This is a genomic window from Streptomyces sp. NPDC001709, assembly GCF_053596375.1.
Map to the genome: position 1 here is coordinate 1 of NZ_JBSFGB010000003.1, position 14,302 is coordinate 14,302.

Consider the following 14,302-nt stretch of genomic DNA (forward strand, 5'->3'; position numbering starts at 1 on the left):
CTCCGCCACGATCAACTCGCGTGCCCCAACCCCCATCATGCCCAGTTCAACGAGTAACCCGGGCGCCGAGCCACGGCCAACCGTGCACGAGGTCGTAAGGCATCGACGTTGATCTCTTGACACTCCCCTTGCGCCTGGCGAGCATCGAAGCGCTTCGAAACTCTGCCCGCTCCGTCCCAAGGAAATCCCACGTGCCCGTACACACACCGCACGCACCGCCACCTTCCGCGGCGTCGGGAAATGCGGCCAAGGGATCGTCCAAGGTGATGCTTCCGCCTGGGCACGCGGGCTTCGACTGTCAGCTCGGCGGTCCCCATATCCCGCCGGCCGGGGCGGCGGCGCCTGCGCCGGGGCTGTGCAACATCTGCTACGTCAACGCCTTCCGGGCTCAACCGGGCGCGGAGGGGGAGGAGATGCTGGACGTTCACGCCGACGCCGAGCGCAAGTGGATCGCGCGGAAGGTGAACGCCTGGATCGACGCATGCGCGGCCAAGGGCTGCAAGGCCATCGATCCGGACGAGGCATCGCCGCCGGTGATGCTGTGGGGAATACGGATCCGCGCTTGATCTTTGAACACGGTGGCCTTGTCCGGACGAGGAAGTGCGGTGATCACGCGATGCAGGCGGTGCGGTTTCACGAGTACGGCGGGATCGATGTGCTGCGGGTGGAGGAGGTGGAGCGGCCGGTGCCCGGTCCTGGGCAGGTGCTGGTCGAGGTCCGCGCGGCCGGGATCCAGCCCGGCGAGGCGCACATCCGCACGGGCGCGCTGCACGAACGCTGGCCGGCGGCGTTTCCCTCCGGGCAGGGCAGCGACCTGGCCGGCGTCGTGGTGGAGACCGGCCCGCACGTGCGGGGCTTCGCGGTGGGCGATGAGGTTCTGGGCTTCACCCACAGGCGGGCCAGCCACGCGCAGTTCGTCGTGGTCGACGACGTGAATCTGGTCTCCCGTCCGGCGGGGTTGGCCTGGGACGTGGCCGGGGCGCTGTACGTGGCCGGCACGACCGCCTACGCCACCGTGTTCGCGGTGGACCCCGGTCCGGACGACACGGTCGTCGTCTCCGGTGCGGCGGGCGGCGTCGGGTCGCTTGCCGTACAGCTCGCGCGGCGGCGCGGCGCCACGGTGATCGGACTGGCGAGCGAGCGGAACCACGCCTGGTTGAAGGATCACGGCGTCCTCCCGGTCGAGTACGGGCCAGGTGTGGCCGAGCGGATCCGCCAGGCGTCCGGCGGCAGGGTCGACGCGTTCATCGACACCTACGGCGACGGCTACGTGGCACTGGCAGTGGAGCTGGGCGTGCGGCCCGAGCGAATCGACACGATCCGCGACTGGCAGGCCGCGGCCAAGGTCGGCGCGCGAACCTACGGAGAGGGCGCGGCGGCGTGCGCGGTCGTACTCGGCGAGCTGGCCCGGCTTGCCGCGCGCGGCCGGCTGGAGGTGCCGATCGCCCGTACCTACCCGCTGGAACAGGTGCGAGACGCCTTCCGCGAGCTGGAACAGCAGCACACCCACGGCAAGATCGTGCTCCGGCCCTAGCCACGGCTGCGGAAAGTAGTAGTGCCTGCGATTGGACCGGGCCGAAAGCAGGCTAAGGGTCGGAGAACGCCCTGCGAGATACAGCGTTCTCCTACTTCTGAAGCTCCACCAGCACGGCGTGGATCGCTGGGCTGGCATGGGCGCTGTGCCGCCATGCCGCGTACACCTCACGCTTGGGTGGCCGCAGCAGTGGCCGGACGACGAGTCCTTCCCTCAGGGGTGGGCGGGCAAGGCGAGGAATCAGGGCGATGACTTCGCCGGAGGCGACCAGTGCCAGCTGGGTGGAGAAGTCGTCGATCAGGTGGCGCACGTCGGGGGCTTCGGGCAGATCTGCTACGAGCCGTCGGAACCACTGGTGGCACACGGTGTGGGGCGGACTCGTCGCCCATGCGTGGCCGGCCAGGTCACCACCTTTCAGTGGCGGGTCGAGTCGTGCGAGTGGATGCGTTTGATGCATGACGATGTCGCCGACGTCGGTGTGGATGTGGCGCTGAGTCAGTGACGACGGCAGGTGCACGGGCAGCCCGTCGGCGTCGTGGAGGAGGGCGAGGTCGGCTGCGCCGCCCTCGACGCTGTGGAGGGCTTGGTCCGGCTCCTGCTCGGTGATGTGCACACGAAGGTCCGGGCAGCGCGTCGACACTCGCTCCATGATGGGCGCGAGCAGCCCGCGGATACCTGTCGAGAAGGACACCACGCGGAGTATCCCGCGCGGCGCATCCTCCGCCACGGATCGGGCCGACTCGGCGCAACGCTCCAGCGCTTGGAACACGTCGGGTGCCGAGTCGACGATGGCCCGCCCGGCCAGGGTGAGCACGACCCCTCGTCCTGCGGGTGCGAGGAGGGGCACGCCGACCTGTCGTTCCAGTCTCTTGATCTGTTGTGACACAGCCGATGACGTGAAACCGAGGTCCTCGGCCGCCCGCGCCAGCGTCCCGAGGGTGGCCACCGACCGCAACGCCCGCAGGGCTCCGACATCAATCATGAAGCCAGATTACGCAGTACAGGTAAAAAAGCATCGGTAGACCAGAGGTATTGCTCGGGGCACGATCGGACCATGACCGACCAACAGCACACCGCCGACCGTCTCTTCGGCTCCAACCTCGTCGCCATGGCGACCCCGATGCAGCCCGACGGCACGATCAGCGAACCAGGACTTGCCAACCTCGTCGGCCACCTGCTGAACACAGGGTGCGAGGGCATCGTCGTCGGTGGTACCACCGGCGAGTCGCCCACGTTGACCGAAGCCGAGTCGGCCCGGCTCGTCCGCACCGTGGTGGCCCTGTCGCAGAGACAGGCGCGGGTGATCGCAGGTGTCGGCACCTACAACACGGCCGAAGCCGTGCAGCGTGCCCGCGAAGCCGAGGCAGCCGGGGCAGACGCCCTGCTGCTGGTCTGCCCCTACTACTCCAGGCCGACTCAGGCCGGCGTGGTGGCCCATTGTGTGGCAGTGGCCGACGCCACCGAACTGCCCGTGATGCTCTACGACGTCCCGGCGCGCACCGGCATCGCCATGGAAGCCGCCACACTGATCGAACTCTCCGGCCACCCCCGGATCCGGGCCGTCAAGGACGCCAAGGGCGACCTGTTCGAGGCGATGTCCGTCATGGATCGCACGTCACTGGCCTACTACTGCGGAATAGATGAGCTCAACCTGCCCTACCTCGCGTGTGGTGCCACCGGCGTGGTCAGCGTCGTGGGCAATGTCGTCGCCGACCGCAACGCCGAACTCATCCGGGCGGTCCGCCGGGGCGACCTCGATTCGGCGAAGGCTATCCAGGTGTCGCTGCTCCCCTTGACGGACGCCGTCATGCGCACCTCACAAGGAGCCATCATGGCTAAGGCCGCGCTGGCCCAGCTCGGGATCATCCCGCACGCGACAGTGCGCCTTCCGCTCCTCGAATCGCAGACGCCACACCTCCAGCGGCTCACGGATGCCCTGGCCACCACCGCCGCGCCTGCCTGATCGAACCTGCACCAGGCGCCGGACGCGCAGACCGCGGACCACGCCGTCAGCTCGGGCGCCGCTTCCCAGGTCTTCACCGCGAGGGGGCCGAGGGTGACGTCGGGCCTAATGCCTCAGCCCTCTGCCAGGCCCTGGCGGAGGGCGAGTACGGCGAGGCGTACCCGATTGGGGCTGTCGGTCTTGGCCATCAGGTTGGAGACGTGGGTCTTCACGGTGGTCACCCCGATGTGCATCAGCCCGGCGATCTCCGTGTTGGACAGGCCGGCCGCCACCAGACGCAGGACCTCTCGCTCGCGTGCGGTGAAGTGCGTTGTGGGCGTGCGTCGCTCGCTGTCGCCGCTCCAGGCCGAGGAGGCCCTGTCGACCACCCTGCGCAGCACATCCGGGCTGTACGGGCTTTCGCCGGCCTTCGCGCGGCGGATGGCGTCCAGCACCGAGGCCGGCGAGACGTCCTTGGCCAGGAAGCCGCAGGCGCCCGCGTCGAGTGCGGGGTAGAGGCTTTCGTCGTCGTCGAAGGTAGTGAGCACCACGACTTTGGTCTCGGGCCGGGACACCGTGATCCGGCGGGTGGCCGTGGTGCCGTCCATGCCCGGCATGTGCAGGTCCATCAGCACGACGTCCGGGTGCAGGCGTTCGGCCAGCCGCAGCGCTTCCGCGCCGTTCACGGCCTCTCCGGCCACGGTGATGTCGGAGGTGGATTCGCAGAGCATGCGCACGCTGGAGCGCACCAATTGCTGGTCGTCGGCTATCAGCACCCTGATCATCTCGGGCTCCCTTCCCGTAGGGCCGAGCGCGCCGGCGCGGAGGGAAGGCTGGCTGTGAGGCGCCAGCCATCGGCTATCCTCCCGGAGTCGATCGTTCCACCTGCCAGGGCGACGCGTTCTCGCATGCCGAGCAGGCCGTGTCCGGTGCCGTTCGGTGCGGGTATGGCGGGGTGGTCGACCTCGCCCGGTCCGGGCAGGGAGTTGTGCAGGTCCAGGTGCAAGGTGCCGTCCTCCAGCGCCACGTGGAGCCTGACCTCTGCGTGCGGCCCTGCGTGCTTGGCCACGTTCGCCAACCCCTCCTGGACCAGCCGGAGCACGGTCAGGCCGCGGATGGCATCCAGTTCGGCGATCTCCGCGCCGATCCGTGCCTCGATGGCCAGGCCGGTCTGCCGTGACCGGTCGACCACGTCCCGTACGGCTGCCGGCAGGTCGGTGGTTTCCGCGAGGAGCGGTGCCAGGTGATCGGCGGCGGGGTCGCGCAGCGCGGTCAGCAGCCGCCTCAGGTCGGTGAGAGCGGTGGTGGCGCCGGCGTGCACGTCGTCCAGCACCTCGGTGAGCCGCTGGTCGGTCTGTGGCAGTACGTGCCGTGCGACGCCGACCCGCAGCACGGTGGAGGCCAGGTGGTGGGCCACCATGTCGTGCAACTCCCGGGCGACCGCGGCTCGTTCGCCCATACGGGCGCCCCACTCGGCGAGGTCACGGGTACGCTCAGCCTCACGGGCCCGCTCCTGAGCTGCCTGGGCAGCCTGTTCGGTCGAGCGGATGTAGCCGGCCAGCAGCACGGGTGCGCCGACGATCACCGCAGCACGGTAAAGCGCCGAGCCCAGGCCCGGCACGGTCGGCCCTGCGGAGACGAGTTGGGCGGCCAGCACGGCGGCCGCGGCCACCTGGGTGGATCGGCCCGGGCTCCGTACCGCCAGCTCGAACAGGGCGGCGGCGGCCCCTACCTTGGCCTCGACCAGCACGTCGGGTGCGGACAGTTCGGCCAGCGCCAGCATCCCGGCCTGGGCGAGTGCCACCGCGAGCGGGCGGGTTCCGCCGAGCGCCGCCAGTGCCAGTACCCCGAGGCCGGTGCACCACTCCACCGCGTCGAGGTCGGCCGGTCGGCGCAGGAGCAGCAGGTAGCCGAGGCCGAAGCACAGCAGCGCCAGCCGCATCGGCCCGAACCGGCGGCCGACAAGAGATCGCGTCGATTCCCGCAGCACGCCTGAGACTCTACGGCGATCACGCGGCCATCCGATCCTCCTGCGGGCGGAGACGCCACCTCCTCCTTCCGGCCACCGCTCTCGTCCATCAGGCCGGAGGGTCGGACCGATCGCCCGAGGTGACGGACGCACGAGGCCGGAAGGGTGGTCGGTGATCCGAATCGCCCAGGCTCTGTGCCTCACACTCGAAGGAGCGCCCCACGTGCTCGCCTCACTTGGAAGACTCGCCGCCGCACGACGACGGTGGGTCATCGTCGGTGCGGTCCTGTTCACCCTGCTGGCGGGCGGCTGGGGCACCACGGTGTTCCGGGCCATGACCGGCGGAGCCGGGTTCGACGACCCGGGCAGCCAGTCCGTCCAGGCGGACCGGGTGCTCGCGGGCCCGCTCGGCCGCCACAATGTCGACGCCGTGGTGCTCTACCGCAGCGCTGACCGGCCGGTCACCGACCCGGCCGTGGCCCGGCCGATCCAGGCCGCTGTGGCTGCCGTGCCGCGGGACGCCCTCGACGGGGTGGAGACCTACTGGTCGACTGGCGGGAACCCGGACTTCCTCAGCAAGGACGCTCACGCCACGTACGTGGCCCTGCGGTTCAAGTCGGCCGATGACCAGGAGCGCGTCAAGGCGCTTCACGGCATCGAGGACCGGTTCGACGTCCCCGGCGTCGAGGTCGCCCTCGGAGGTGTCACCGCGATGACCGAGCAGGTCAACGCGTTGACCGGCAAGGACATCGGACGCGCCGAGCTGCTGTCGGTGCCGCTGCTGCTGGTGCTGCTCGTGCTGATCTTCCGCAGTGTCGTCGCGGCCGCGCTCCCGCTGGCAGTCGGCGCGATGGTGGCGCTCGGCTCCTTCGCGGTGCTGCGCACCCTGACCTTCTTCGTCGACATCTCCAGCAGCGTGATCAACGTGATCACCATCCTGGGGCTCGGTCTCGCCATCGACTACGCCCTGTTCATGGTGAACCGGTTCCGCGAGGAGCTGGCCGCGGGCATGGCTGTGGACCTGGCCGTCGAACGGACCTGCGCGACCGCCGGCCGCACGGTCGCCTTCTCCGGTCTGGCCGTCGCCATCTCCTTCGCGAGCCTGACGCTCTTCCCGTCCCGCTTCCTGAGCTCCATGGGCTACGCGGCCGTCTCCGTGGTCGCCTTCGCGGTGATCGGCTCGCTCACCCTGCTGCCCGCGCTGCTGCGGGTGGCCGGACACCACATCAACTCCTGGCGAGTGCCGATGCCGTGGGGCCGCCGAGCCTCGTCCCCACGTCCTGAGCACACCGGCCGCTGGTACCGGACGGCCGAGCTGGTGATGCGCCGTCCGCTGGCGACCACCCTCGCCGTGATGGCACTGCTGGTCGGAGTCGGCCTGCCGTTCCTGGGAGCCAACTGGGCTCGCCCCGCCGAGTGGGTATTGCCGGCCGGTGCCGACGCCCGGATCGTCAGCCGGCAGCTCGCCACCGATTTCCGGCAAGACCCGACCAGGACCGTCACGGCCGTGGTCACCCTGTCCACCCGGGCAGCCGATGCCTCCGGACCACTCGCCCACTACGCGGCCAGGCTGGATGCCGTGCCCGGCGTGAACGGCGCCACGGTCACCGGAACCAACGGCAACCTGGCCCGGATCACCGCCTACTACTCGATGGACCCGATGTCCCGCGACGCCCGCACCATGGTCGACCGGTTGCGCGAGCAGCCGACACCGGCCGGGGCGAGCGTGCTGTTCACCGGCATGCCGTTCTCCCGGGCCGATATCGTCGACATGATCGGTTCCCGGGTGCCGTGGATGGCGTTGTTCGTCGCCGTGGTCTCCTCGCTGGTGCTCTTCCTCGCCTTCGGATCGGTCACCATCCCGCTCAAATCCGTTGTGCTGAACCTGCTGTCGCTCTCGGCGGCGTTCGGCGCGATCAAACTGATCTTCCAGGACGGGCACCTGAGCGGACCGCTCGGCTTCACTCCGATCGGCGCGATCGACGCCAACTTCCCCGTGCTGATCGTCGCGATCGCGTTCGGGCTGGCGATGGACTACGAGGTCTTCCTGCTCTCCAGGATCAAGGAAGCACACGACCACGGCGCCGGCGCGGCCGAGTCCATCGCGCTCGGCCTTCAGCGGACCGGAAAGATCATCACGAGTGCGGCCCTGCTCCTGGTCGTTGTCGTGTGCGGCTTCCTCACCTCCTCGATCGCCTTCATGCAGATGATCGGCGTCAGCCTGGTCATCGCCGTCGTCGTGGACGCCACCCTGGTCCGGGCCATACTCGTCCCAGCCACCATGAAGCTGCTCGGCCACTGGGCCTGGTGGGCCCCGGCGCCGCTGCGCCGCATCCGACGACGGATCCTGCCGACGGCATCGTCACAGGCCTGAACGCGCTCGACCGGTTTCGCCGGTTGGAAGGCGCCGTGACCTACAGCCGGCCTGATCCAAACGACAGGGCCTAGGCCTCCCGGGACAGGGTGTCCGCGTGTGCGGTGCCCGCGGCGTCCTCGGCGTCGAGTATCTGATCGCCGTACAAGTCCTGCAGCCAGTTGGTCTGGTAGACGGTGTCGAGGTAGCGCTCGCCGAGGTCCGGCGCTATGGCCACCGCGGTGACGGCGCGCCCGTCATGTCGCGCAAGCCAGTCCGTCGCCGCGCTGACCACCGTTCCGGTGGAGCCACCGAACAGGAAGCCGCGTCTGGCCATGCGCCGGCACATCCGGATGGTGTCGGTCTCCTCCACCCTGATCACCTCGTCCACATAGGACTCGTCGAGCAGCGGCGGGCGCATGCTCATTCCGAGGCCCGGAATCATCCGCCGGCCCGGCTCGCCGCCGAAGGCCACGGAACCCACGCTGTCCACGGCGACGATCCGCACGGGCCGGTGCCACTGCCGGAAGTAGCGCGCACAGCCCATCAGGGTCCCGGTGGTGCCCGCCCCGACGAAGAGGACGTCCAGTTCCGGGAACTGGTGGGCGATCTCCGGGCCCGTGGCGCGGTAGTGCGCCCACCAGTTGCCCTCATTGGTGTACTGATTGAGCCAGACGTACCGGTCGTCAGAGGCGCACAGCGCACGGACGTACTCGATTCGCGTGCCCAGGAATCCGCTGTTGGAGTCCTGGTCGGCAACGATGTGCACCTCGCTGCCGACCGCCTCCATGAGCAGTCTGGTCGAGAGGTTGCACCGGGAGTCCGTCACACACAGGAACCGGTAGCCCTTGCTCGCGGCGATCATGCTGAGCGCGACGCCCAGGTTCCCGGAGGACGACTCGACGAGGATGGAATCCGGTGCCAGGATTCCGTCACGTTCGGCGCTCTCCACCATCTCCTTCGCGGCCTTCAGCTTGATGGAGCCGGCGAAGTTGAACGCCTCGCACTTCAGATGGAGCGGGTATCCGCAGATCGACTCCAGATCGACGAAGAGATCGCCCTGGTTGAAGTCGTACGGAGCCGAGACGACAGGCACGATAGGCCTCCTGGTGCCAGGCCGAGGACGACAGCCTCAGCCGTAGCGGCGAAGTTCGTGGAAGAAGTCATCGATGCGACGGAGGTTCCCCTCCCGGGACACTTCGTCGTAGACGTACTTGCCGACGGCCAGGTCGAGGACGCCGAGCCCGAACGGAGAGAAGACCACCGGCCGGTCGGCCGGCGGTGCGGCGCGCCCGGCCATGACGTCGCTGAGCGTTCCGTTCAGGAAGTCGCGGTTGCCGGTGAGCTGTTCCACCAGATGGGGCGACGTCTCGGCTTTCAGGCAGTGCTCAACGTCGTCGACGAAGTTGGCCGAGCCGAGCAGGACCTCGGGGGCGAGGTCGCGCAGGGACACATGCAGGACCAGGGGGTTGTGGCTGAACCAGGCCGGGTCGGTGACGTGTGGACGTCCGGCGATGGTGGCGAAGACCACGAGGTCGCTGGCGCGGACGAGGTCTTCGGCGCTGTCGTGGACGGTGATCGGTGCGGTGGTGCCGGCCTGCCTCAGATAGCCGCGGAAGCCGGTGGCGCTGTCGGCGGACACATCGTGCACACCGACCGCCTCGAAGCTCCAGCCGGTGCCGCTGAGGAAGGTGTGGATGTAGCGGGCGATCAGTCCTGTGCCGAAGAATCCGACACGGGCGGGGCGGGGACGGCCACGGCTGAGCCAGTCGGCCGCCAGTGCCGCGGACGCCGCGGTCCTGGTGGCGCTGATGATCGAGCTCTCCAGGCAGGCGATCGGGTAGCCCGTGTCGTGGTCGTTGAGGATGAGCACCGCAGAGGCGCGCGGCAGCCCGGCACTCACGTTCTCGGGAAAACTGGAGATCCACTTCAGACCGTCCACGTGGACCGACCCCCCGATGGAGGCCGGCAGTGCGATGATCCGTGCCGTGGGACGGTCGGGGAAGCGCAGGAAGTACGACGGCGGATTGACCGTGTCTCCGGCGTCGTGCAGCCGGTAGGCGGCCTCGACCAGTTCCACGAGCTGCTTCTCTCGCCCGCTCAGTGCTCGCTGCACCTGTTCACCGCTGATCACCGCGAACGTCGGCACGGAAGCCCGTTCGGGCGTGGCCGGTTGGGTGGCGGTCGGCAGTACGTCGGTCATCGCTCGCTCACCTCCGAAGCCGGGCAGTCGTCGGTCGGCCGGAGGGGTTCGGCCATGCCGACCAGCACCTGCCGCTCTCCGACGAAGGCCTCTCTGCTGTGCGCGGTGCGGATGTTGTCCACGAGCAGCAGGTCACCGGCGTGCCAGGGTTCGCGTCGGGTGTGCTCCTCGTAGGTGGAGTTGATCAGCTCGACGACGTCCGCGCCGATCGGGCTGCCGTCGCCGTAGCGGGTGTTGAAGGGCAGTCCGTCCTCGCCGTAGACATCCACCAGGTACTCGCGCACCTCCGGGGCCAGCGTCCACTCGTTGAGGAAGGCGATCTGGTTGAACCAGCAGCGCCGGCCCGTGAGCGGGTGCCGGACGACGGCGCTGCGGCGCTGCTCGGTGCGCAGTGTCCCGTCGGACTGCCAGGTGAAGTCGATGGCGTTGGCCCGGCAGTAGCGCTCGATCTCGGCGCGGTCGCCGGTGCCGAACGACTCCACCAGGCTCGCCCCGATCTCGCCGTTGTAGGTACGCGTCAGCACCCAGCCCTCGCGCTCGAACCGTTCGGTGAGCCCGGTGGGCAGTGCCCGCAGCACCGCTTCGGCATCGGCCACCGCCGTCGCCCCGCCCTGCTCGGGCGCGGTCAGGCAGGCGAACAGCATCAGGCCGGGCACCTCAAGGGGGTAACTCAGCTCGTGGTGCATGCACATCGGCTGGTTGGCGGGCCAGGTCGTGGACACGTACAGGCCGGGGCCGTGGGTCCGACGGGGGGCGAAGGCCTCCTTCTCCGTCATCAGAGCGTCGGCCAGACGTGCGAAGACGGCGCCGACCTGGTCGGTGTTCCGCAGCCCGAGCCCACGGACGACCAGCGCCCCGTGCTCGGTGACCTGCGCGCGCAGCGCCTCGCGGTACTCGGCCGCCCAGCTGGCGGCGTCGTCGAGGGGATCGACGTGCAGCAGCGCCGGTCTGTCCGGTCGCAGCTCCACATCGAGCGCTGATGCCAGGGATGAGAACGGCAATTCGGATTCCTTTCGGTATACCGCCCGGATTGCGACGGGTCTCAGGAGGAGGCAAGTGGTACGACGGCGCTCAGGACGGCCTGTGCCGCCTCGGCCGGACGCGTACGAAGGAAGTAGTGGCCGCCGTCGGCGAGCACGTGCAGGTCGACGTGTTCGGCCAGGAGCAGCCAGTCCATGTGGTGGTCGGCGTAGCCGGCGGTGTGCGGGTCGTCGGCCGCGACGACCGCCGTGACCGGCGCGGACAGCCTCACCTGCGGCGGTGCTTCGAGGGCCTCGCGGAAGTAGCGGTGTGCACCGAGACAGTCGTGCCGGTAGGCCGCACCGATGTGTTCGGCGTGCCGCTCGTTCAGCTCCGCCAGTTCCGTGTAGCCGGCGTCCGCGGTCAGCCGCGCCGCGATCTCGGCGTCGCTGCGGCTGTCGAGTTCGCCGATGGCCTTGTGCCGGTCGGTGGCCGTACCGAGCAGGTGCGCGCCGAGGAACACCCGCGTCACGCGCACGCCTCGCCGCAGGAGTCTCCTGGCCGTCTCCATGGCCGGCGCGGCGCCCGAGGAATGGCCCCACAGCATGACCCGGGTCAGGCCGCGCGCCGTGATCTCGGCGGCGACCTGCTCGGCCACCTGCTCGATCGACGCGAACGGCTCGGGGTGTGCGGCCAGGTTGTGACCGGGGAGGTCCACGGCGAGGACCGTCACCGCGCTGCCCGCCAACGCGCTCGCCATCGGCTGGTAGTTGACCGCGTTGCCGCCTGCGTAGGGGAAGCACACCAACGCGCACTCCGGCGCTCCGCCGCCGCCCGACAGGGGCAGCAGCAGCTCCGGGCGCTGCCGGGCCGTGCCGTCGATGAGGGCGGCCAGGTCGGCGAGCACCGGGTGCCGGGTGATGTCCTTCAGGGACACCACGCGGTCGAGCGCGAGGGTGAGTCTGACCGCGGTCAGGGAGGTGCCCCCGGAATCGAAGAAGTGGTCCGTGCGGCAGATCTGCGCCTCGGGCACCCCCAGCAGTTCGGCCCAGGCCGCGGCCAGCCTCCGCTCGGACGGGCTGAGCGGGCCGGCCTCGTCCCCCGCCACCCTGTCCGGCGCCGACGCTTCGGCCAGTCCGGTCAGGGCCTTTCGGTCGATCTTGCCGTTGGCGGTCAGCGGAAGGCTGTCCTGCCAGTGGAAGGCCGACGGGACCATATAGGCGGGCAGCGCCGTGCCGAGGGCCTCGCGCAGTGCCTCCGGCTGTTGCTGCCTGCCGGAGTAGAAGGCGATCAGCTGCTTGCCGCCGCCGGACCGCTCGGCGACGACGACCGCGCCGTCCCGTACTCCGTCCACCCGCAGCAGGCAGTTCTCGATCTCGCCGATCTCGATCCGGAAGCCGCGGATCTTGACCTGGCTGTCCCTGCGGCCGAGGAACTCCAGCTTGCCCCCGGGGTGCCAGCGCCCCCAGTCCCCTCCCAGGTAGAGCCGTTCACCTGGCCGGTAGGGGTCCGTCCGGTACGACTCCCGGGTCCGCTCGGGATCATTGACGTACCCCCGGCCCACGCAGACGCCGGAGAACGCGATCAGCCCCGGGGCGCCGAGCGGGACCAACGAGAGCTGCTCGTCGACGACGTAGACGCGCACGTTGTTGACCGGCCGCCCGAGCAGCACCCGTTCGGGCACCCCGTGAAGGAGCTCGTGGTTGGTGTCGTCCGACGTCTCCGTCAGCCCGTAGGCGTTCAGCAGTCCGATGCCCGGCTGGACCGCGAACCAGCGCTGGGCCAGTTCCCGTTTCAGCGCCTCGCCGGTCACCGACACGCATCGCAGGTCCGGCAGCGTACGCGGGTGCTGCTCCAGATATGCGACCACGACCTCCAGATAGGACGGCACGACCTGCGCCACGCCGACCCGGCCGCGCTCCAGTGTGTCGACGAACCGCTCCACGTCCGTGATCGCGTCCTGCTCGACCAGCAGGGTCCGCCCGCCGACCAGCAGCGGGGCCAAGAGCTGCCACAGGGAGATGTCGAAGCACTGCGGGGCGGTCTGCGCCACCACGCAGCCCTCGCCGATCGCCAGGTCGTCGATCTTGGCAAGGAGATGGTTGAGCATGCCCGCGTGCTCGCACATCGCCCCCTTCGGCTCGCCGGTGGAGCCGGACGTGAAGTAGACGTACGCGAGTTGGCCGGGGTCGACCTGAACACCGGGGTCGTCGTCGGCGTGCGGTTCGGCGCACGCCGTGTCGACCAGCAGCTTCTCGACTCCCGGCAGGGTGGCCAGCGCCTGGTCGAGGGTGTGGGTGCTGCCGGATTCGGTGAGGACCAGTCGGCACCCCGCTCGCGACAGTGTCGCCGCGATCCGGGCGGCCGGAAAGTGCGGCTCGATCGGCAGGTACGCGCCGCCCGCCTTGAACACCGCCAGCACCGCTGCCGGCCAGTCGAGGTTGCGCTCGGTGACGACGGCGACCACGTCTTCCCGGCCCAGGCCCCTCGCCAGCAGCGCTCGCGCCAGCCTGTTCGCGCGCTGGTCGAGCTCGCCGTACGTCCACTCGTGCTCGCCGTGTACGACCGCCACGGCCTGTGGATGCGCCCGCACCCGCTGCTCGAACAGTTCGTGTGCCCGCGCGTCGGGCAGCGGTCGGCGGGGCCCTGCCAGACCTTCCAGCTGCTCCTGTACCTCGTCGGCCGACAGCAGGCTCTGCCGCGTGTGGTCGGCGTCCGGATCCGCCGTCATGAGCCGCAGCGCCGTCAGGTGGTAGCCGCCGATACGCGCCGCCGCCGCGGCGTCCAGCACGTCCGTGCGGTACCGCAGGCGCAGGGTCGGATGTCCGCCCCGGTCGGACCAGCGCACGTGCAGGACCCCGTCGTCGGCGTGGGTCTCGTCGGCTCCGATGGGACCGAACACGACGTCGTACGGCGGCTCCGTCAGTCCGAGTTCCCGCCGTAGCTTCTCCACCGGGAACTCCCGGTGCTCCAGCACCTCCGCCTCGGCGTGCTGGGCGGCCGCCAGCAGGGCCTGCCAGGACCCCGCGGGAACGGCCGACCGGCACGGCAGCGGCTCGCCGCGTACACCGGTGGTGTACCCCGTGACCACCTCGGGTTCGCCGGACAGCACGGCCAATACCTTGAGGTGTGCGGCCAGCATCAGCGCGCTGACCGGCGCTCCCCGGTGCCGGACCAGTTCACGCACCGCCTCTGTCACGTCGTCCGGCACCGGCATCTCGTGCTCGGCCGCTCCGGGAACCGGCTCTCGAACCCACCGTGGCACCGTGGTGACACCGCCGGCCGTCAGTACCCGGCTCCAGAACTCCCGGTCCGGTTCCACTCGTGTTCCCATCCGATGG

General features: G+C 69.9%; 11 protein-coding genes. 4 read left to right on the forward strand and 7 right to left on the reverse strand.

Features of this window, described 5'->3' with window-relative positions; genetic code table 11:
- The first annotated feature begins 266 nt into the window (after positions 1-266).
- Both ACWC0C_RS05195 and ACWC0C_RS05200 read left to right on the forward strand, forming a co-directional pair.
- Complete coding sequence (locus ACWC0C_RS05195; RefSeq protein WP_450862258.1) at positions 267-566, forward strand: endo alpha-1,4 polygalactosaminidase; 300 nt, start codon at positions 267-269, stop codon at positions 564-566.
- Between the two features lie 50 nt (positions 567-616).
- Positions 617-1,534, forward strand: a complete 918-nt coding sequence (locus ACWC0C_RS05200; RefSeq protein WP_450861737.1) for an NADP-dependent oxidoreductase — start codon at positions 617-619, stop codon at positions 1,532-1,534.
- 91 nt (positions 1,535-1,625) lie between these two features.
- On the opposite strand, the gene ACWC0C_RS05205 is transcribed toward ACWC0C_RS05200, so the two are convergent.
- Positions 1,626-2,516, reverse strand: coding sequence for a LysR family transcriptional regulator (locus tag ACWC0C_RS05205; protein ID WP_450861739.1), 891 nt, complete (start codon positions 2,514-2,516; stop codon positions 1,626-1,628).
- Positions 2,517-2,588: 72 nt separating this feature from the next.
- On the opposite strand from ACWC0C_RS05205, the gene dapA reads away from it, so the two are divergent.
- Positions 2,589-3,497, forward strand: coding sequence for a 4-hydroxy-tetrahydrodipicolinate synthase (dapA, locus tag ACWC0C_RS05210; protein ID WP_450861740.1), 909 nt, complete (start codon positions 2,589-2,591; stop codon positions 3,495-3,497).
- A gap of 113 nt (positions 3,498-3,610) precedes the next feature.
- Here the strand turns inward: dapA and ACWC0C_RS05215 are convergent, their stop codons facing one another.
- Together ACWC0C_RS05215 and ACWC0C_RS05220 are read right to left on the reverse strand one after the other, a co-directional pair.
- A complete protein-coding gene (locus ACWC0C_RS05215) occupies positions 3,611-4,261 on the reverse strand; it encodes a response regulator (protein WP_449196927.1) in 651 nt (216 codons plus the stop codon).
- The gene (locus tag ACWC0C_RS05220) at positions 4,258-5,466 is read right to left on the reverse strand and encodes a sensor histidine kinase (RefSeq protein WP_450861741.1); all 1,209 of its coding nucleotides are present in this window, start codon (positions 5,464-5,466) and stop codon (positions 4,258-4,260) included. The genes ACWC0C_RS05215 and ACWC0C_RS05220 overlap by 4 nt, the downstream gene beginning before the upstream one ends.
- Positions 5,467-5,668: 202 nt before the next feature.
- On the opposite strand from ACWC0C_RS05220, the gene ACWC0C_RS05225 reads away from it, so the two are divergent.
- The gene (locus ACWC0C_RS05225) at positions 5,669-7,819 is read left to right on the forward strand and encodes an MMPL family transporter (RefSeq protein ID WP_450861743.1); all 2,151 of its coding nucleotides are present in this window, start codon (positions 5,669-5,671) and stop codon (positions 7,817-7,819) included.
- Positions 7,820-7,889: 70 nt separating this feature from the next.
- On the opposite strand, the gene sbnA is transcribed toward ACWC0C_RS05225, so the two are convergent.
- From sbnA to ACWC0C_RS05245, 4 genes are read right to left on the reverse strand one after another with little or no spacing between them, the layout of a single operon-like run.
- The gene (sbnA, locus tag ACWC0C_RS05230; RefSeq protein ID WP_450861745.1) at positions 7,890-8,894 is read right to left on the reverse strand and encodes a 2,3-diaminopropionate biosynthesis protein SbnA; all 1,005 of its coding nucleotides are present in this window, start codon (positions 8,892-8,894) and stop codon (positions 7,890-7,892) included.
- 36 nt (positions 8,895-8,930) lie between these two features.
- The gene (gene sbnB, locus ACWC0C_RS05235; protein ID WP_450861746.1) at positions 8,931-10,001 is read right to left on the reverse strand and encodes a 2,3-diaminopropionate biosynthesis protein SbnB; all 1,071 of its coding nucleotides are present in this window, start codon (positions 9,999-10,001) and stop codon (positions 8,931-8,933) included.
- Complete coding sequence (locus tag ACWC0C_RS05240) at positions 9,998-11,002, reverse strand: TauD/TfdA family dioxygenase (RefSeq protein ID WP_450861747.1); 1,005 nt, start codon at positions 11,000-11,002, stop codon at positions 9,998-10,000. Before ACWC0C_RS05240 ends, sbnB begins: the two co-directional genes overlap by 4 nt.
- Positions 11,003-11,043: 41 nt before the next feature.
- Positions 11,044-14,295: a non-ribosomal peptide synthetase gene (locus tag ACWC0C_RS05245; protein ID WP_450861748.1), complete on the reverse strand. Its 3,252-nt coding sequence runs from the start codon at positions 14,293-14,295 to the stop codon at positions 11,044-11,046.
- Positions 14,296-14,302: the final 7 nt, after the last annotated feature.

Bases quoted from the DNA above. Each gene is read 5' to 3' on its own strand.
- ACWC0C_RS05200 (WP_450861737.1), top strand. From the start codon at position 617: ATGCAGGCGGTGCGGTTTCACGAGTACGGCGGGATCGATGTGCTGCGG.
- ACWC0C_RS05245 (WP_450861748.1), bottom strand. From the start codon at position 14,295: ATGGGAACACGAGTGGAACCGGACCGGGAGTTCTGGAGCCGGGTACTG.
- dapA (WP_450861740.1), top strand. From the start codon at position 2,589: ATGACCGACCAACAGCACACCGCCGACCGTCTCTTCGGCTCCAACCTC.
- ACWC0C_RS05215 (WP_449196927.1), bottom strand. From the start codon at position 4,261: ATGATCAGGGTGCTGATAGCCGACGACCAGCAATTGGTGCGCTCCAGC.
- ACWC0C_RS05195 (WP_450862258.1), top strand. From the start codon at position 267: ATGCTTCCGCCTGGGCACGCGGGCTTCGACTGTCAGCTCGGCGGTCCC.
- ACWC0C_RS05205 (WP_450861739.1), bottom strand. From the start codon at position 2,516: ATGATTGATGTCGGAGCCCTGCGGGCGTTGCGGTCGGTGGCCACCCTC.
- sbnB (WP_450861746.1), bottom strand. From the start codon at position 10,001: ATGACCGACGTACTGCCGACCGCCACCCAACCGGCCACGCCCGAACGG.